14 protein-coding genes are annotated in these 18946 nt (G+C 62.5%); 1 reads left to right on the top strand and 13 read right to left on the bottom strand.

What is annotated here, in order from left to right:
* Positions 1–27: 27 nt before the first annotated feature.
* Positions 28–888, bottom strand: a complete 861-nt coding sequence (hexR, locus tag KUV74_RS10405) for a transcriptional regulator HexR (protein WP_045994481.1) — start codon at positions 886–888, stop codon at positions 28–30.
* Positions 889–1186: 298 nt separating this feature from the next.
* On the opposite strand from hexR, the gene KUV74_RS10400 reads away from it, so the two are divergent.
* Positions 1187–1399 carry a PA3496 family putative envelope integrity protein gene (locus KUV74_RS10400; RefSeq protein WP_045994480.1) on the top strand — a complete coding sequence of 71 codons (213 nt, stop codon included), beginning with the start codon at positions 1187–1189 and terminating at the stop codon, positions 1397–1399.
* A gap of 446 nt (positions 1400–1845) precedes the next feature.
* Here the strand turns inward: KUV74_RS10400 and KUV74_RS10395 are convergent, their stop codons facing one another.
* From KUV74_RS10395 to atpG, 12 genes are all read right to left on the bottom strand, one after another.
* Positions 1846–3186, bottom strand: coding sequence for a sodium-dependent transporter (locus KUV74_RS10395; RefSeq protein ID WP_124804538.1), 1341 nt, complete (start codon positions 3184–3186; stop codon positions 1846–1848).
* A gap of 306 nt (positions 3187–3492) precedes the next feature.
* Positions 3493–4341, bottom strand: a complete 849-nt coding sequence (locus KUV74_RS10390; RefSeq protein WP_108131967.1) for a DUF72 domain-containing protein — start codon at positions 4339–4341, stop codon at positions 3493–3495.
* Between the two features lie 194 nt (positions 4342–4535).
* Positions 4536–5840, bottom strand: a complete 1305-nt coding sequence (locus tag KUV74_RS10385; protein ID WP_222516271.1) for a DcaP family trimeric outer membrane transporter — start codon at positions 5838–5840, stop codon at positions 4536–4538.
* 1048 nt (positions 5841–6888) lie between these two features.
* Entirely contained in the window at positions 6889–8538 is a 1650-nt protein-coding gene (locus KUV74_RS10380) for a BCCT family transporter (protein ID WP_108131965.1), read from the bottom strand.
* Positions 8539–9093: 555 nt separating this feature from the next.
* Positions 9094–10932, bottom strand: coding sequence for a glutamine--fructose-6-phosphate transaminase (isomerizing) (gene glmS, locus KUV74_RS10375; protein ID WP_222516270.1), 1839 nt, complete (start codon positions 10930–10932; stop codon positions 9094–9096).
* A gap of 90 nt (positions 10933–11022) precedes the next feature.
* Complete coding sequence (glmU, locus tag KUV74_RS10370; protein WP_222516269.1) at positions 11023–12387, bottom strand: bifunctional UDP-N-acetylglucosamine diphosphorylase/glucosamine-1-phosphate N-acetyltransferase GlmU; 1365 nt, start codon at positions 12385–12387, stop codon at positions 11023–11025.
* Between the two features lie 97 nt (positions 12388–12484).
* Positions 12485–13594, bottom strand: a complete 1110-nt coding sequence (locus KUV74_RS10365; protein WP_222516268.1) for an FAD:protein FMN transferase — start codon at positions 13592–13594, stop codon at positions 12485–12487.
* Between the two features lie 20 nt (positions 13595–13614).
* Positions 13615–14412 (bottom strand): undecaprenyl-diphosphate phosphatase, encoded by a 798-nt coding sequence (locus KUV74_RS10360; protein WP_222516267.1) that lies wholly within the window; start codon positions 14410–14412, stop codon positions 13615–13617.
* 110 nt (positions 14413–14522) lie between these two features.
* Complete coding sequence (gene mgtE, locus KUV74_RS10355; RefSeq protein ID WP_108131960.1) at positions 14523–15896, bottom strand: magnesium transporter; 1374 nt, start codon at positions 15894–15896, stop codon at positions 14523–14525.
* A 233-nt stretch (positions 15897–16129) separates the two neighbouring features.
* Positions 16130–16555, bottom strand: a complete 426-nt coding sequence (locus KUV74_RS10350) for a F0F1 ATP synthase subunit epsilon (RefSeq protein ID WP_045992706.1) — start codon at positions 16553–16555, stop codon at positions 16130–16132.
* Positions 16556–16579: 24 nt separating this feature from the next.
* Positions 16580–17956 (bottom strand): F0F1 ATP synthase subunit beta, encoded by a 1377-nt coding sequence (gene atpD / locus KUV74_RS10345; RefSeq protein WP_045992707.1) that lies wholly within the window; start codon positions 17954–17956, stop codon positions 16580–16582.
* A 41-nt stretch (positions 17957–17997) separates the two neighbouring features.
* Entirely contained in the window at positions 17998–18879 is an 882-nt protein-coding gene (gene atpG, locus KUV74_RS10340) for a F0F1 ATP synthase subunit gamma (protein ID WP_045992708.1), read from the bottom strand.
* Between the last annotated feature and the right edge of the window lie 67 nt (positions 18880–18946).

Raw genomic sequence — 18946 nt, 5'->3', positions numbered from 1 at the left:
ATAAATGGACAGGCAGGGCGCCCTCGGTCAGGAAGGATCAGACTCCGGATAGCGCAGCGGGTTGAGGCTGCGCTTTACCGCCTTGAGCTGCTCGGCGAGCTTGGGGCCCCGGGTCTTCGCCACTCCCACTGCCAGCACGTCGACCAGTACCAGATGGGCGATACGGGAACTCATGGGCGTGTAGATCTCGGTGTCTTCGGGCACATCGATGTACAGCGGCAGGTCGACCTCGTCCGCCAGGGGGGAGCCGCTGGGACAGAGACCGACCACGGTGGCGCCCGCCTCCCGTGCCAGCTTGACGCTGGCCACCAGTGCCCGGGTGCGGCCGGTCTGCGAGATCGCCACCACCACATCGCCTTCCTTGAGGGTCACCGCCGACATGTTCTGCATGTGCGGATCGGCGTAGGCGGCGGTGGAAATCTGTAGCCTGAAAAACTTGTGCTGAGCATCGAAGGCCACCGCACCGGAGGCTCCGTAGCCGTAGAACTCGACGCGATTGGCCATGGCCAGGGCGTTGATGGTCTTGTTCAACGCCTCGTTGTCGAGCCGGTCCCTGATCGACAGCAGGGTCCCCACCGTGGAATCGAAGATGCTGTGGGAAAACTCGGCCACGGAGTCGCTGTCATTCATCGAGAACTGCGCGAACTGGCTGCCCGACGCCAGCATCTGCGCCAACTTCAACTTGAAGTCCTGAAAGCCGTTGCAGCCCAGGGCCCGGCAGAAGCGTACCACCGTGGGCTCGCTGACCTTGGCCTCGGTGGCCAGATCGACGATACGCATGTGGATAACTTCGTCGGGGTTGCGCAATACGAAGCGTGCGACCTTCTGCTCCGACCGACGGAAGTGCTCCATGCGACGTCGCATTTCATCAAACAGCGCGCGACTCACCCTCTACTCCTTTGACTGGCTGGGAGGACCCGGAGCTGGCAGGGCGCAATGCCCGTCGCTATCGATCCGGTCTGGTTCCAGTATGCCCCATGACGGCGTCAAATGCGCCCTGTGCTGCGTCATGCATCGAGCCCCCAGGCCGCCCCTGCGCAACCGGATGGATTTTTTTCTAGCGTTGGCAGAACGTTGCAGGATTGACGTCCACACCGTCATCTTTTTGTCAACTGGGGTATAGTAAAAGGGCAGTGTCGCGCAGCGTCCTGGATGCCGGCACATTCACTGCATAGGAGAATCGATCATGCGTAATGTCGAAAGGTTATCCTCCGTCAAGAGTGAACTCCTCGACATCTTCATGAGCATGGAAGTCGCCGAACACGAAAGGCGCTCCCGCACCGCGGCCCAACGTAACCTGCGAGCCCGCCGCGGCATCGAGCTTCATCGGGAATTCAAGCGTCTATCCGAAGACATCGCCGAACTGCCGGAAGACGGCAACGACGACGAAATGCACTGACCCGGTAGACTGAACCAGCACGCGTGGCCGCCGGCCCGACGTGCGCCAGACCGCCAACAACGCGGGTCTGTACCATAATTCGGGGCCTGGCCGCTGGCTCGAGCGACGGCCGGCCCATCCCTTGCGAGAATCGCACCGACGAGACTCGCCATCAGGTGTCTGTCGCCTGAAAGCCCCAGGCGCGTCAAAGGCACCGCCAAGCGTCCCTCCTGGCATGCTCTCCCAAATGCATGTCTTTGGCTGCAGGCATCAATGAACAAGCACTGACGTCTCGTTGGGCTCCCGCTGAGGCCCCACTGCCACCTCGTTGACGTCCCCCTTTGGTCACTCTGTACGGGCAGTCTTGCCCTGCCGCCCGGTTCCGATGGATCGTCTGGCATTGCCTGTCAACGCAGAGACCCGGCACAAGGCCGGGTCTCTGGTCTGGCATGCAGCAATGACGCCTGTTACAGGCTGGAGATGAACACCACCGCCACACCGATGGGCGCCACGAAGCGGGTCAAGGCGACCCACAGGGCTTCCTTGCCACCGGACAGACCGAGGTCTTCGGCCACGCCTTCGCGGTTGAGGAACCAGCCCGCGAACAGGATGGCACCCAGGCCGGTCAACGGCAGCATGAACTTGCTGGTCAGCTTGTCCAGCAGGTCGAACACCCCGAGGCCAAACAGTACCGGGTCACTCCACACGTTGAAGGACAGCAGAGCGGCGATACCCAGCGCCCAGGCGCCGATGCCGGAGACCACCGCCGACGCGGAACGCGACAACGGCGTGCGCTCTTCGACAAACTCGACCACCGGCTCGAGCAGCGAAATGGCCGAGGTCAGGGCGGCGAAGGTCAGCAGCAGGAAGAACATCAGACCCAGGATCAGGCCACCGCCCATATTGCCGAAGGCCAGCGGCAGGGTGACGAAGATCAGGCTCGGGCCGGAGGCCAGGTCGAGCTGATTGGCAAACACGATCGGGAAGATCGCCAGGCCCGCGCCGAGTGCGATCACGGTATCCATGATCACCACGGTGCGTGCGGTCTTGATCAGGTCGACCTTCTCGCCGAGGTAGGAACCGTAGGCGATCATGATGCCCATACCCAGTGACAGGGTGAAGAAGGCGTGTCCCAGCGCTGCCAGTACCACCTCACCATTGAGTGCGGACCAGTCCGGGTTGAACAGATAGTTCAACGCCTCACCGAAGTGGCCGGTGGTCATGCCGTAGCCCACCAGCACCACCAGCAGCAGCGCCAGGGCCGGCATCAACACGTTGACCGCGCCTTCCAGGCCCTTGGTCACGCCGCGAGCAACGATACCGATGACCAGCAGCATGAAGATGGAGTGCCACAGCAGCAGCAGACCGGGGCTTGCCAGCATGCCGCTGAACAAGGCGCCGATACCGTCGGCGTCCTGGCCGCTGAAGTCACCGGTCACGCTGCCGAGGGTGTAGTACAGCGACCAGCCACCGATCACGCTGTAGAACGACAGGATCAGGAAGGCACCGATGACCCCGGCGACGCCGACCAGGGCCCAGACCTTGGGCTGACCGGCCTTGGCCGCGACGCTGGCCATGGCATTGACCGGGTTGCTTTGCCCACGCCGACCGATCATCCACTCGGTGACCAGGATCGGCAGGCCGATCAGGCCGATGCACAGCAGGTAGACGAGCACGAAGGCGGCACCACCGCTCTCGCCCACCATGTAGGGAAACTTCCAAATATTACCAAGCCCGACAGCGGAACCGGTGGCGGCGAGGATAAAGGAAAAGCGCGATGACCACTGCGCGTGTGTCGTTTTGGACATAAATCACCCTTCGGATACGTGTCGTCATCGATCGATCGGATGCAATGACGGCGTTGTGTTTGTAGTCGCCACGTCCTCGATGGTCCGGGTCACGGATCCACCGATGTACAAGGGGTCTGACGGATGTCAGCAGGATCACTGCCGGCACACCACTCTTCCCCAGCGCAGGGTTCGCGCTGGTCGAGACCGGTGGGTCCAGGCGAGTCACCATCCAAGGATAAGGAGGCGACCGTCTCTGGCCCGTGGCAAGTGACGAACAGCCGACAAAACTAGCGTATGACAATAACAAACGCCAGCCAACAATGGTCAAAGCAGCTGATTCTGTCGATCTCCCGGAAACCCGGGCAATGCCTGCCACCCCATTCTATCGGCGACTCTGGCGTACAGGTTTCTGGCCAGTTCCGGAGCCTCGCGATTATCCGCCGTATGCACAAAAAGAAAAGGGGTTTTCCCCTGTTTTATCCACAAGGCGAGCTGGTCTATCCAGGGGGTGAAATAGTGCTCGTTGATGGCGCTGTCAAGATGGCCAATGAAACGTATCACAGGAAATTTTGCTGTAGAGATCACGTGTAGTGGGCGTCTTGGCTTTTCCGCACGAGCCTGGATCAATCCCGAATGGGCCTCGGGCGGTCCGGAAAACAACGGCCTGACATCCAGCATCACGCGATCGGCGCCATGACTTATCAACAGGGCGTTGATATCTCTCTCGGCGCTCCCCTTGTGGAAAAATTCACTGTGGCGCAGTTCTACTGCGCAGGGTACGTCTTGTGGCCAATCTCTTAGAACCTTCTCCAGAGCAGGCACCTCCTCAGGACCAAAGTCCCTGGGGAGCTGAATCATGACCGGCCCGAGGCGGTCCTTCAGTGGCCACAGGGCCTCGACGAAGTCGCCCACATCGGTCTCGACCTGGCGCAATCGTTTTGCATGTGTCAGCGCCTGGGGCAGCTTGAAGCAGAAGCGAAAGCCCGGTGGCGCCTGGCGGGACCAACCTTCCACCGTCCGTGGCCTGGGCGCCCCGCTGTAGAAGGTGGTATTTCCCTCGACGGCGTTGAATACGGCGGCGTAGTCGTCGAGCCAACCCTCGCGCCCGGCGTGGGGTGGGTAGAGACCACCACGCCAGTCGGGATTGGCCCACATCGGCAGACCAATGTACATGGGCGGTTGCGCTGATCGATCGTTCAAGAAGGCAGACTCGACGGTTTCAGGGGCGCCAGCATAGCATCGCCCCGCCCGGTGTTGCCGAACGGGGAGATGCTGACAAGCTTCAAGCGGCGCCGAGCGCCGGAGCTTGTTGCCCTCAGCCGGGACTCTGTCCGAAAAGCCGACGGACACAGGGGATTTTCAGCCTCCTAGAAGTCGTACTTGGCGGAGAACTGAACCCTGTCCAGGTCGAAGGTATCGCCGTCCACCTCATCCAGGTCGTAGCGCTGGTACTCCGCCGACAGCGTGGTGTTGGCAAAGGGCGACCACATCAGGTTGAGAAAGAAGCTGTCGTAGCCGTCGGTGTCGTCGCCGGTACCGTTGCTGTCGAGTTCAGTCGCCGAGTAGGCGATGCTCGAGCGCAGCGTGTCGGTCCAGTAGTGACGATAGATGGCCGAGGCGCCCCAGGACTCCACCATCTTGATCTGGCCGTCCTCCACCTTGGCGTTGGGGTAGGCGCCCAGCGCCATGTAGCGTCCCAGGTTGCCATAGTTGGCCTGCAGCATGAGGTCGTCTTTTTCGAACACCGGGAATCGTCCGGTCAGGCTGTAACCCGCCCCCCAGCGACTGTCGTCGTCCTCGGCGTCATCCAGGCTGAACCGCCTGACCACGGTGGCCGCTGAAACATGCCCCCACTCCTGGTCCACATTGACCCGGGCCACCATGTCCGGGGTGTCCTGGTCGTCGTCGCCGTCCTCGGGGTTCTCCACCGCGAACTGCAGGCTGCCCCAATCCAGCGGATAGGTATAGCGAAGCTGTGGCTGGCGCACGAAGATCGAGCCGGTATGGGTACTGAAGGCGTCGATCTCGCCAAGCCCCTTGAGATCCATGAAGGTTGACCAGTACTGCCCGGCCAGCCAGTTGCCCCAGCTCAGGTAGGCGTGGCGCAGCCGCGGCGCGTAGGAGTGGGAAACAAATTCGTTGGCTTCGTCGTCGGCGCCATAGAAGTCCGTCTCGATATAGGTCTTCATGGTATCGCCACCCAGCGGTGTACTGGTACCGAAGCTCAGACGCGTTTCCCGCGCACTGAAACTGACGCGGTTGTCGGCGTCATCGTCGGTGGCGCGCAACAGCCCCGCCGTCACCGTCTCGTTGGCCTTGCCGTCGCTGAGTCCATTGTCGGAGAACGCCGCCTGAGCCTTGATGTAGCCGCCAAAGGACACCGTGGTATCTCCCACCAGGAAGTCGCCACTGTCGGTGCGCTTTACCACGTTCTCGCTGACGTCGGCGACGTCCTGTTGCATGCTGGCCTGCTGGTTGATCAGGTTATCGATCTGGGCCTGCTGCTGTTCAACCAGTTGCATGGCCGCCTGCTGTTGGGCCTTGAGCTGTTCGATCTGGGCCTTCAGGTCATTGAGTTCCTGCATCGACGTCTGCGCCTCGGCCGCGATCGGCATCAGCAGACAAAGGCCCGTTCCCGTCAGCAAGGCGCTTGTGGATCGCAATCCGCTCATCGCCGTCCCCCTTCATTATCGTTGTCGTGGCGGTCGTCATGGCGGCTGTCGCTGAACTGAATCACCGACGCCTACACGCTCGGAGACCCAAGCATGACCGGCAAACCACTCGCAGGAATGGCGACCACGTATAACCAAGCGCTTAACTAACGACTATAGAAACGAAGGTTAGAGAACGGTGTTTGATATTGTGCCCAATGAAGCACGAAAAAGAAGCGTCCGAATTAGCAAAACAATAGAAATATATCTTACAAATTCATAATGCTAGAACCGGAAAATATGGAAAATTCCGAGCTTTCTTCTTTATCAAGTACCGGTACAGCATATATCGATAGGCAGTAGAAGCGGCGCCTGGCCGACCTCAAGAAAATACCACTGCATCAACGTGCTGTTTTTGTGATCTGGTTCTCGGACCGGCAGAGCGGAGCCTGTCAACACAGATGACACATGAAATGATTCTGACTCTTTAACACCCTGCCGCCAGGGGCGCCGCATTCCTCTCGGGATTCAGGTGCGCTACCTCTGGCAGGCCGAGGTTTCCGATGTCCCAGGACCAACACTCCGGATAAAGCTGCTTTGTCGCCTCAAGACCTCCCGGCGCTGCGCCAGGATACCTTTGGCCTCGCAGCTATGACGCTGACTCGTCGCGCCGTCGGCGATACCTCGCGGACGACGTCACTCTGGAAAGAGCTCTTCGTCACTTCATGTGGATTTGGGCTGCCGGCACCGAGCGCGTCACGCTTCTAGCGCCTATCTAGAAAAACTGTGTTAATTACCATCAATGACTTGAACATTGATCTATCGAGCTAAGGGGAGCCATACCCCGGTAGACGGAATATCGCGTTGTCCTCGACCGCACCTCCTGGATCTGCGGCGACACTTGAGCCTACGCTTCCCTCAGAACTACACAACAGGAAGGGAACAAGCCCGACCTCGTGAGGCCGGGCAAAGTTGGATGCAGCAAAACGGGGTCAGTCGACGTTGTTGTGCCAGCAGATAGAGCATCTACAACCAAAGAAAGCCGACAGATTTCGCATGATGAGAGGACTCAGCCACCCCGGCGGCGTAACTGACGAAGCTCGCCGTTCAGCGCCTTGATGATGGTGTAGCACATCACAATCATCACCACCGAGAAGGGGATCGCGGTGGCCGTGACTCCGGCCTGGAGCGCCGAGAGCCCGCCGCCGATCAGCAGTACGATGGCAATCAAACCTTCCACCGTGGCCCAGAACATGCGCTGAGGGCGCGGTGCATCGATCTTGCCACCGGCGGTGATGGTATCGATCACCAGCGAGCCGGAATCCGACGAGGTGACGAAGAAGATCAGCGCCAGGATGATGCCTAGGGTCGACATCAGGCCCGACAGCGGCAGCTCGTTGAGCATGGCGAACAGCGACAGCTCGGGACTGTAGCTGTCGATCACGTACTCCTTGACCAGGCTGCCGGCCGGATTGGCATATAGCTGGTCGAGGGCGGTGGCGCCGAACACACCCATCCAGATGAAGATGAACAGACTCGGGATCACCAGCACACAGATCACGAACTCACGCACCGTGCGCCCCCGGGAGACGCGGGCGATAAACATGCCGACGAAAGGCGCCCAGCTGATCCACCAGGCCCAGTAGAAGATGGTCCAGGATTGGCGATAGGCGTCGTCCTCACGGCCGAAGGGGGCCGACAGCGGGATGAACTTCGTCACGTAGGTCTCAAGGCCGGCCCAGAAGCCGGCGAGCGCCGCCAGGGTCGGGCCGGCGAACAGCACGAAGAAGAAGAACAGCACGGCCATTCCCATGTTGATCTCGGAAAGCCGCTTCACGCCACCTTCCAGACCGCGCCACACCGAGACCAGCGCCACTGCGGTGACGGCTGCGATCACGACCACCTGAGTGGTGATGCTGACGTCCAGGCCGAAGACGAAGTTCATGCCGGCGTTGGCCTGCTGAGCGCCGAGGCCGAGCGAGGTGGCCAGGCCAAACAGGGTCGAGAATACCGCCAGGATGTCGATGACGTGGCCCCACCAGCCCCAGACGCGGTCACCCAGCAGCGGGAAGAACGCCGAACGGATGGAGAAGGGCAGGCCCTTGTTGTAGGTAAAGATGGACAGCGCCAGCGCCATCACCACGTAGACGGCCCAGCCGTGGATGCCCCAGTGCAGATAGGTGCCGGCCAGCCCCATGGCGGTGGCGTCTGCGATGGCCTCAGCGTTCAGTTCCCCGTCGCTGCCGAAGGGCGAGGGCGTGCCTAGCGGCGAGGAGACGTTGGCGTGATAGACCGGTTCCAGCACGCCGAAGAACAGCAGGCCGATGCCAATGCCGGCCGCGAACAGCATCGCAAACCACGACAGGTAGCCATACTCCGGCGTGGCGTCGGGGCCGCCCAAACGGACCTTGCCGTATGGCAGCACGACCAGTGCCAGACAGAACAGGATGAAGCCGTCCACCACGATCATGAAGTAGCTGTCGAGGGTGCCGGTGGAGAAGCTGACAATGGACTGAAAGAGATTACCGGCTCGCTCGGGGAACAGCAGCGTCAGCACGATGAAGACAATCGAGGCCAGCGCCGAGATGGCGAAGACCCGGTTATGTATATCGAAGCCGATAGGCCCCAGGCTGCCCTCGAAGTTGTCCTGCCCGACGGTATAGTCCGTCTGCATGTCGTCCGAAACCGGGGTTGGAGCCTGCTCGCTTTGAGTACTCATGAATGATGCTCCTGTGGATGGAAACACACTGGCCGAGTGAGTCGCTGTTGCGTGTGACAGGACAAGCGATGAGAGCTGAGGCTCCCTTACCAGTAGCGCAAAGATTGAGCTCTCGGCGTCAATATGTGCACCGGAAACAGCAGCCCTCCCCTGAAACCCTCTACCCCGTGCAGGTCAGCACAACAGGGGGGACCGCAAATAACGCGTGGAAATATCAACGAAAGCGACGCCGCTTTCCGTTCAGCGCCTTGATGACTGTATAGCACATCAGAATCATCACCACCGAGAACGCAACGAGATATCGTCAAATCCGGTGCCGGGCTATTTGGCGGCAGTCCTGACTGATTGATCGGTGACTTGCTCTCCATCCTTGAACTGAAGTGGACCCCATTCCCAGGCGAAAAGAGCGCGGGACACCGGGGTGTCACCGCACTCTCTTTAGCCTCCAAGAACAAGAACGGACTGCATCAACACCTTCTCTGGAGTTGATGGGAAGATTTCCCTTCCGTCACGCCGAGTCTGCGACCGCTGCCATACTATCGCCCGACGGTATGTCTACTCCACCGTCACCGACTTGGCCAGATTGCGCGGCTGATCGACATCGGTCCCCTTGAGCACCGCCACGTGGTACGACAATAGTTGCAGCGGCAGGGTGTAGAGGATCGGCGCCAGCGCCTCGTGGACGTGGGGCAGATGCAGCACCTGGATACCCTCGCTGGCGTTCAGGCCGACATTCTCGTCGGCGAACACGTACAGCTCGCCGCCTCGAGCCCTGACCTCCTGCAGGTTGGACTTGAGCTTGTCGAGCAATTCGTCGTTGGGTGCCACCGAGATCACCGGCATCTCGCTGTCCACCAGCGCCAGGGGGCCGTGCTTGAGCTCGCCCGCCGGGTAGGCCTCGGCGTGAATGTAGGAAATCTCCTTGAGCTTCAAGGCGCCTTCCTGGGCGATGGGGAAGTGGGCGCCACGTCCCAGGAACAGCGCGTGGTGCTTCTCGGCGAAGGCCATGGACAGCCGCTCGATGGCCTCGTCCAGGCCCAGCACCTGGCTGCACAGCGCCGGCAGGGTCCGCAGAGCGGCGACGATCTCGGCCTGCTCGTCCTCGTCCATGCCCCGCACCCGGCCAAGCGCCAGGGCGAACAGCATCAGCGCGGTCAACTGGGTGGTAAAGGCCTTGGTGGAGGCCACGCCGATCTCGGGGCCGGCCTGGGTCATCAGGCTCAGGTCGGCCTCGCGCACCAGCGAGCTGCCCGGTACGTTGCAGATACCCAGGCTGCCCAGGTAGTTGTCCTGCTCCATGGCAAACCGCAGCGCGGCCAGGGTGTCGGCGGTCTCGCCGGACTGGGACAGGGTCACGAACAGGGTACCCTGGGGCACCACCACCTGGCGGTAGCGATACTCGGAGGCGACCTCCACCTGCACCGGGATGCCGGTGTAGCGCTCGAGCCAGTAGCGCGCCACCATGCCGGCGTGATAGCTGGTGCCGCAGGCCACGATATGGATCTGGCGGACCTGCTGGAACAGTCGCTCGGCATCGGGGCCGAAGCTTTCCACCAGCACCGAGCGGTCGCCCAGGCGGCCTTCCAGCGCCGCGGCGATCACCGCCGGCTGTTCGTGGATTTCCTTGAGCATGAAGTGGCGGTACTCGCCCTTGCTGGCGGCGCCGTCACCATGCTCGAAGGTCTGGACCTCACGCTCGACGGCGGTCCCCTCGGCATCGAAGATCTCGATGCGACCATTGGCAGACAGCCGCACCACGTCGCCTTCACGCAGATAGATGAAGCGATCGGTCACCGGCAACAGCGCCAGCGGGTCAGACGCCAGGAAGGCCTCACCGATGCCGACGCCGACCACCAGCGGGCTGCCCTTGCGCGCGCCGACCACCACATCGGGCTCGTCCACCGCCATGACCCCCAGGGCGTAGGCGCCATCGAGGCCGGCGACGACCCGCTGGAAGGCGCTGAGCAGATCACCGTCGCGGCGAGACTCACGCTCCAGCAGGTGGGCGATCACCTCGGTATCTGTCTCGGACTCGAACACATAGCCCTGATCGGTGAGTTCCCGACGCAGCTGCTCATGATTCTCGATGATGCCGTTATGTACCACCGCCAGGCGATCACGCGACTGGTGGGGATGGGCGTTGGGCTCGCTGGGGCGACCGTGGGTCGCCCAGCGGGTGTGAGCAATACCGCTGAGCCCCGGCAGCGCCGAATCCTCCAGTCGCGCCTCGAGCGCGGCCACCTTGCCCACCGCGCGCTGGCGCACCAGTTCTCCCTCGGGGCTGCGCACCGCCATACCGGCACTGTCATAGCCGCGGTACTCGAGACGCTTGAGGCCTTCGAGCAGAATGTTCTGTACGTTGCGCTGGGCCACCGCGGCGACGATGCCACACATAGGGGTCACTCCTTGAGAGATTCGTTATTGGCTACCGCTGACCAGCAATCGAGAGGGGGCCGCAACGGCAGAAACGGGCGGAAGCGTCCGTCAATCCTCGTCCTTGGTCGGCCTCGGCCAGTTGGCCTTGGCGATCTGACGAGACCTTGTCACCGCCAGGCTATGATCGGCGACGTCGCGGCTGATGGTGGAGCCGGCACCGACGGTGGCGCCCTCGCCGACACTGACCGGGGCTACCAGCGCCGAATTGGAGCCGATGAAGGCGGCGTCACCGATCTCGGTACGGTGCTTGTTGGCGCCGTCATAGTTGCAGGTGATAGTGCCGGCGCCGATATTGACCTCACGTCCCAGGCGGGCGTCACCCACGTAGCTCAGGTGGTTGATCTTGCTGCCCTCGCCCACCTCGGCGTTCTTGGTTTCGACGAAGTTACCAACCTTGGCCTTGACCGCCAGGCGCGAGCCAGGACGCAGCCGGGCGAAGGGACCGATCTGGTTCAGCCCGGCCAATACTGCACCGTCGACGATGCTGTGGGCCTCGATGACGCTTTCGGCGCCAACATGGCTGTTGCGTACCACCGAGTAGGGGCCGATGCGCACGCCTTCGCCGAGCTCCACCTCGCCTTCGAACACACAACCCACGTCGATGAAGACGTCGTGCCCGCAGCTCAGCTTGCCACGCACGTCGAGACGGTCTGGGTCGGCCAGAGCCACGCCCTTTTCCATCAGCGCCTCGGCGATGTCGCGCTGGTATGCTCGCTCGAGACGCGCCATCTGGGCGCGATTGTTGACGCCTTCGACCTCCATCGGCCGTGCCGGCTGGGCAGTGGCCACCTCAATGCCCTCGGCGGCGGCCATGGCGATCACATCGGTCAGGTAGTACTCGCCCTGGGCGTTGTCCGACGACAGCTCAGGCAACCAGCGCTTCAACTGGGCGCTGGTCATGGCCATGATGCCGGTGTTGCACTCGGTGATCGCAAGCTCGCTTTCAGAGGCATCCTTCTGCTCGACGATGGCCACCACCTTGCCTTGGTCGTCACGCACGATGCGGCCGTATCCCGCCGGGTCGTCCAGGGTCACGGTCAGAAGTCCCATGTGGCGCTCGTCTACCTGCTCCAGCAAGGCCGCCAGCGTTTGCCGACGGATCAGCGGCACGTCACCGTAGAGCACCAGCACCTTGCCATCGCCGAGCTGGCCCAGCGCCTGGGCGACGGCGTGACCGGTACCCTTCTGCTCGGCCTGATGGGCAAAGCGAACCTCGCTGTCGGCCAGGGCATCGCGAACCCGCTCGCCACCGTGCCCGATGACCACGTGGGTGCGATCCGCATCGAGACCCCGGGCGGTATCGACCACATGACGGACCATCGGCTTGCCCGCCAGGGTATGCAGCACCTTGGGCAGGCTCGAGCGCATGCGGGTGCCCTGTCCGGCGGCGAGAATCACCACATCGAGGCTCATCGTGACTCCTTGTCTAAAACAAAAGATCGAAGCAAATATCGCAACAGTAGCGAACCGACCAACGGTTTCAGTGATCCGTCGTGAGAGGCCAGCGCTACTATTCTAGCGGGGTGTCGACATCCGTCACCACCGTCAGCCCCAGGGTATCGACCATCTCCTGCCCAAAGCGCGTCACAAAGGCGGGGCTGACCCGACTTTCCCAGCCCTCACCCTGACGCACCAGCATCACCACCGGCAACTCCTGGTCGATGGCGGCCTGCATGCCTTCCTCTTCGCCCATCACGCTCAGCGCGGTGGCCCAGGCGTCGGCCCAGGCATTGGACGGATGCACCACCGTCACCGAGGCCAGTCGATGGGTGATGGGGCGCCCTGTGCGGGGGTCGATGGTATGGGAGTAGCGCTTGCCATCGGCCTCGAAGTAGTGACGGTAGTCACCGGAAGTCGCCACCGAGACGTCATCGAGGCCGACCACGTGCTGAGCCTTGGGCGCACCGTTCTCGGGCACCTCGATACCGATGCGCCACAGCCCCTTGCCGCCGTCACGCCGTCCCTTGACCTTGACCTCTCCGCCAAGGTTGACCAGGTAGTTGGCGATACCCTGGCGATCCAGATAGGCCGCCACCTCGTCGGTGGCGAAACCCTTGGCCACCCCGGACAGGTCAACGTAGACGTCACGCAGGCGACGGGCCTGGGCCTCGGCGGTGTCGATCTCGAGCGCGTCCATGCCGACCTGAGACAAGCGCTGCTCGAGTACGTTTTCCTCGGGGATTTCCCGGGGCCGGGCCTCGGGGCCAAAGCTCCACAGATTGACCAGGCTACCGACGGTGACGTCGAAGGCGCCGTGACTTTGCTGGTTGACCGACTGGCTGATGGCCAGCACCTCCATGAATTCGTCGGAGATCGGCTGCCATTGCCCCAGCGGTGACTGATTGAAGGCGGACAGCTCCGAATCCTCGCGCCAGGTCGACATGGAGGCGTCGACCGCGTGCATCTCGTCGAGTACGCCCTGCTCGATCTCCTCGACCTGCTCGCGTGTCAGCGGGTCGGCCAGGGTGATCTGGTAGAAGGTGCCGAAGATGTCGCCTTCCAGGGTGATCGGCGAACGGGTAGTGGTCTCTTCGCTGCAACCGGACACCAGCAGTGCCATCAGGAGGGGCGCCAGCCAGGTTGTCAGCCATCCACGCCGAGCGGTCTTGAATCCAGTCATGAGGGGTCTCTTCAGATATATCAGCCAAACAGCCAGATCAGGGCGATACCAAGCAGCAGGCGATAGACGACGAAGGGCTGCATGCCGATGCGCTTGATGAACGACAGGAAGAAATGGATGCACAGGTAGGCGCTGACGCCGGACAGCAGCGTGCCGAGCGCCATGTCACCCCAGTGCACATCGACACCCGTCTGAATCAGCTCGCAGGCTTCGAGCCCTCCCGCCAGCACGATCACCGGAATCGACAGCAGAAACGAGAAGCGGGCCGCGGCTTCGCGCCCCATGCCCAGCATCAGTGCCACGGTGATGGTGATGCCGGAGCGCGAAGTGCCTGGGATCAGCGCCAGCGCCTGGCCAATGCCGATCCATAGGGCATCGCTCCAGCGCAGCTGATACTCGCTGCGCGAGCCCCTGAAGCGCCAGTCGGCCAGCCCCAGCAGCAGGCCGAAGAAGATCAGACCGAACGCCAGCACCATGGGCGAGCGGGCATACTGCTCGATGACGTCCTTGAACAGCAGTCCGGCCAGCCCCACCGGAACGGTGGCGAGGATCACCCACCAGGCCAGCCGAGCGTCCTGATCGGTGCCGCGACCGGCGACGCTGGCACACCAGCTCGACAGCATGCGCAGGATCTCGTCGCGGAAATAGATGACCACCGCGCCAAGACTCCCCAGGTGCAGGGCCACGTCGAAGGCCAGTCCCTGGTCCGGCCAGTCGCTGAACACGGGGACCAGTATCAGGTGGGCGGAGCTCGATACCGGAAGAAATTCGGTGATTCCCTGAATCAGGGAGAGAACGACAATCTGTAGCCAATCCATGGAGTGACCCGTAAGCGAGGGGTAACAGGCAAAACGCCCGCAAGAGCATACACTCCACGGGCGTTCTTGTCCGCTGTCAGGGGGCCCCTGGCCGCCCCCGCTGCGGTCGATCAAGTTCCCATCAGTACCAGCGTGGCGATGGAAAAGTAGATGACCACCCCGGAGGCGTCGATCAGGGTGGTGACCAGCGGTGCCGAGGCGGTGGCCGGATCCCAGCCCAGCCGATCGAGCACGAACGGCAGGCACATGCCGAGCAGGCTGCCGAACAAGACGATGCAGATCATGCTGATGGCCACCACCAAGGCCACCGCCTCACCACCTCTAATGACCCCGATGGGGGCCACCGCCAGGGCCATGGTCAGTCCCAGCGAGCCTGCCACCAGCAGTTCTCGGCCGAGCAGCTTGCTCCAGTCCTTGATGCCGACGTCGCCGGTGGCCATGCCTCGCACCATCAGGGTGGCGGCCTGGGCGCCGGCGTTGCCACCGCTGCCGATCAACAGCGGCAGAAAGAACACCAGGGTCACCTGGGCGGCGATGGTGTCCTCGAAGTGGGCGATGCCGGCTCCCGAGAAGAGGTTGCCGAACACCAGCAATACCAGCCAGATCACTCGCTTGCGATACAGGCTCCACAGCGGCACCCGGGACACGCCGCCTTCCAGCTGGCCGATCGACATGCCCTTGTGGATGTCCTCGGTGGCCTCGGATTCGACCACGTCCATGGCGTCATCGTGGGTGACGATGCCGACCAGTCGCTCGTCGGTGTCCGTCACCGGCAACGCCAGCAGGTCGTAGCGCGCCACCACCCGGGCGACCTCTTCCTGCTCGGCGTCCACACCGATGCTGATGACGTCGTGGATCATCAGCTCGTCGATGATCGCCTGGGGCCGTGCCACCATCAGCTGTCTCAGTGACATGGTGCCGGCCAGGCGGCCGTGCTCGTCCACCACGTACAGCTGGTAGACGGTCTCGGCGTCGGGAGCGGTCTGGCGCACCCGCATCATCGCCCGGGACACGGTGAGCCCCATCGGGATCGCCACATAGTCGGCGGTCATCAGGGCGCCGGCGGTGCCCTCTTCGTAGCTCGCCAGGCGCTTGAGCGCCTCGCGCTCGCGCCGCGCCATGCGCCGTAACAGCGCCTCCTTGCGATCATCCCCCAGCACCTTGAACAGGTCGGCACGTTCGTCCGAGCCCATCTTGTCGAGGATTCGCGACAGCCAGGCGTCCTCGATGCGCGACGCCATGGCATCCTGGGCCTCGAATGGCAGATGACCAAACACGCTGGCCTGGCGCCCCACCGGCAGGCAGGCCAACAGCGCCACGGCGCTGTCCAGGCGGTCTTCATCCTCGATCAGTCGCTCGAGGATCTCGGCCAGATCCGCCGAGCGAATCTCGGGCAGGCGGGCTTCCAGCGTCTTGCTGTCGCGGGGATCTAGGGCACGCAGCAACACCTGCTTGTGCGCATCCAGGCTGGGGGTCAGATTCATGGGCGTCTCCTCATGGCTGGCGTCCTTGCCGCAAATCGCTGAGGCGCAGTGTCCCCAAGAGACGACCTATCGGGGCTGCTCGAAAAGGCGACATGATGCCATGTCTGGATGAACATTAGACACAAGGCAAGCATCGAAGAAGCGTCAGTCGCGGTTCGCTGCCGTCATCACCAACGAAAACGCCCCCCGAATGTCAGCCATTCGGGGGGCGTGGGGCATCGGCGCCAGGGAACTTAGCCCTTGCCGGCCTTCCTGCGCAGCTGCTGGATGGTACGCAGCTGGGCCAGGGCCTCGGAGAGTTCCGCCGCGGCGCGGGTGTAATCCAGCTCCGCCGACTTGTCCTCCATGGCCTTGATGGCCTGCTTGCGGGCCTCTTCGGCGGCCGCTTCATCCAGATCGGATGCGCGAACCGCCGTGTCGGCCAGCACGATCACCTTCTCGGGCTGCACTTCGATAAAGCCGCCGGAGACGTAGAAGTGCTCCTCGCTGCCTTCGTTGAGCACCCGCACAGGGCCCGGAGCCAGCTCGGTCAGCAGCGGCGTGTGGCCGGCCAGGATGCCAAGATCCCCCAGGATGCCAGCCGCCACCACCTGCTCGGCACTACCGGAGTAGACCGAGGCTTCGGCACTGACGATCTCGCATTGGATGGTTTTCGTCATGATGACGTCTCCCGGTTAGAGGGATTACTTCATCTGGTTGGCTTTCTCGACGGCCTCGTCGATGGTGCCGACCATGTAGAAGGCCTGCTCGGGCAGCTCGTCGTACTCGCCGTCCAGGATGCCCTGGAAACCACGGATGGTCTCCTTCAGCGACACGTACTTGCCGGGAGAGCCGGTGAACACCTCGGCAACGAAGAACGGCTGTGACAGGAAGCGCTGGATCTTACGCGCACGTGCCACGATCTGCTTGTCTTCGTCGGACAGCTCGTCCATACCCAGGATGGCGATGATGTCCTTGAGCTCCTTGTAGCGCTGGAGCACGCCCTGAACACCGCGCGCGACGTTGTAGTGCTCGTCGCCCACCACCAGCGGATCAAGCTGGCGAGAGGTGGAGTCCAGCGGGTCGATGGCCGGATAGATACCCAGCTCGGCGATGGAACGCGCCAGTACCACGGTGGCGTCCAGGTGCGAGAAGGTGGTCGCCGGAGACGGGTCGGTCAAGTCATCCGCGGGCACGTAGACGGCCTGCACGGAGGTGATCGAGCCGGTCTTGGTGGAGGTGATACGCTCCTGCAGAACGCCCATCTCCTCGGCCAGGGTCGGCTGGTAACCCACCGCGGACGGCATACGGCCCAGCAGTGCGGACACCTCGGTACCGGCCAGGGTGTAACGGTAGATGTTGTCGACGAACAACAGTACGTCACGACCTTCGTCACGGAACTTCTCGGCGATGGTCAGACCGGTCAGGGCCACACGCAGGCGGTTCCCGGGCGGCTCGTTCATCTGGCCGTAGACCAGTGCCACCTTGTCGAGAACGTTGGACTCCTGCATCTCGTGGTAGAAGTCGTTACCTTCACGAGTACGCTCACCGACACCGGCGAACACGGAGTAACCGCTGTGCTCGGTGGCGATGTTACGGATCAGCTCCATCATGTTGACGGTCTTGCCGACACCGGCACCGCCGAACAGACCGACCTTGCCGCCCTTGGCGAACGGGCACACCAGGTCGATGACCTTGATGCCGGTCTCGAGCAGCTCGTTGGTGGCCGCCTGGTCCGCGTAGCCCGGAGCCTCGCGGTGGATCGGCATGCGCTCCTGCTCGCCGATTTCACCGGCCTCATCGATCGGCTCGCCGAGCACGTTCATGATGCGGCCCAGGGTTTCCTGGCCGACCGGGACGGAGATGGCCGCGCCGGTGTTATCGGTGTTCATGCCGCGCTTGAGCCCTTCGGTCGAGCCCATGGCGATGCAGCGCACCACGCCGTCGCCCAGCTGCTGCTGGACTTCGAGGATGGTCTCCTTTTCGGTGACCTTCAGCGCGTCGTAGACCTTGGGAACATCGTCCCGCGGAAACTCTACGTCAATCACCGCGCCGATGATTTGTACGATACGTCCGCTCATCTTGGTTCCTCTCTAATACCTGCAAATGAAACCTGCATGCCTTAAACAGCGGCGGCACCGCCAACGATCTCGGAGATTTCCTGGGTAATGGCCGCCTGACGGGCCTTGTTGTACACCAGCTCCAGATCGTCGATCAGATTGCCCGCGTTGTCGGTCGCGCTCTTCATGGCAACCATGCGTGCCGCCTGCTCGCACGCTGTGTTCTCGACCACCGCCTGATACACCTGCGCTTCAACGTAGCGCACGAGCAGGCTGTCGAGCAGCGCCTTGGCATCCGGCTCATACAGGTAGTCCCAGCTGCTGGGACGCTTGTTCTCGTCGTCTTCCTCGACCTTTGCGGTGTCCTCGGTCAGCGGTAGCAGCTGACGGACGACCGGCTTCTGGGTCATGGTATTGACGAATTCGTTGTGCACCACGTAAAGACGATCCAGCTTGCCTTCATCGTAGGCATCCAGCATCACCTTCACGCTGCCGATCAGATCATCAAGACTCGGCGTTTCCCCCAGGCCACTCTTGGCGGCGACCAGGCTTCCCCCATACTTGCGGAAGAAGCTGCTGGCCTTGCTGCCGAGGGCACAGAAGTCGAGCTCGGCGCCCTTCTCGTGCCACGCCTGAGCGTCCTTGACCGTCGCCTTGAACAGGTTGACGTTCAAGCCGCCACAGAGACCACGATCGCTGGAGACGACGATGTAACCGACGCGCTTGGCCTCACGCTCTTCCATCCACGGATGCTTGTATTCCGGGTTGGCCTGGGCGAGATGACCCACCACGTGACGGATCTGTTCGGCGTAAGGCTTGCTCGCCGACATCCGTTCCTGGGTCTTGCGCATCTTCGACGCCGCCACCATCTGCATCGCATTGGTGATCTTCTGCGTGTTCTTGATGCTCGCAATCTGCGTGCGAATCTCTTTTCCGACTGCCATGGCGATCTACCCTTGTTCGGTGACCCTCAGAATCCTGTTCGACCACCTGGCCCGCCTTGCGGCGGGC

The sequence above is a fragment of the Halomonas sp. DP1Y21-3 genome, assembly GCF_019801245.1.
In the GTDB taxonomy this organism is placed as follows: Bacteria; Pseudomonadota; Gammaproteobacteria; order Pseudomonadales; family Halomonadaceae; genus Halomonas; species Halomonas litopenaei.
Note: the sequence above shows the minus strand (reverse complement) of the source record. Positions and strands in the feature narration are given on the sequence as shown.

Coding starts and splice junctions, on each gene's coding strand:
- KUV74_RS10400 (WP_045994480.1), top strand. CDS start 1,187: ATGCGTAATGTCGAAAGGTTATCCTCCGTCAAGAGTGAACTCCTCGAC.
- KUV74_RS10395 (WP_124804538.1), bottom strand. CDS start 3,186: ATGTCCAAAACGACACACGCGCAGTGGTCATCGCGCTTTTCCTTTATC.
- KUV74_RS10390 (WP_108131967.1), bottom strand. CDS start 4,341: ATGTACATTGGTCTGCCGATGTGGGCCAATCCCGACTGGCGTGGTGGT.
- KUV74_RS10385 (WP_222516271.1), bottom strand. CDS start 5,840: ATGAGCGGATTGCGATCCACAAGCGCCTTGCTGACGGGAACGGGCCTT.
- KUV74_RS10380 (WP_108131965.1), bottom strand. CDS start 8,538: ATGAGTACTCAAAGCGAGCAGGCTCCAACCCCGGTTTCGGACGACATG.
- glmS (WP_222516270.1), bottom strand. CDS start 10,932: ATGTGTGGCATCGTCGCCGCGGTGGCCCAGCGCAACGTACAGAACATT.
- glmU (WP_222516269.1), bottom strand. CDS start 12,387: ATGAGCCTCGATGTGGTGATTCTCGCCGCCGGACAGGGCACCCGCATG.
- KUV74_RS10365 (WP_222516268.1), bottom strand. CDS start 13,594: ATGACTGGATTCAAGACCGCTCGGCGTGGATGGCTGACAACCTGGCTG.
- KUV74_RS10360 (WP_222516267.1), bottom strand. CDS start 14,412: ATGGATTGGCTACAGATTGTCGTTCTCTCCCTGATTCAGGGAATCACC.
- mgtE (WP_108131960.1), bottom strand. CDS start 15,896: ATGAATCTGACCCCCAGCCTGGATGCGCACAAGCAGGTGTTGCTGCGT.
- KUV74_RS10350 (WP_045992706.1), bottom strand. CDS start 16,555: ATGACGAAAACCATCCAATGCGAGATCGTCAGTGCCGAAGCCTCGGTC.
- atpD (WP_045992707.1), bottom strand. CDS start 17,956: ATGAGCGGACGTATCGTACAAATCATCGGCGCGGTGATTGACGTAGAG.
- atpG (WP_045992708.1), bottom strand. CDS start 18,879: ATGGCAGTCGGAAAAGAGATTCGCACGCAGATTGCGAGCATCAAGAAC.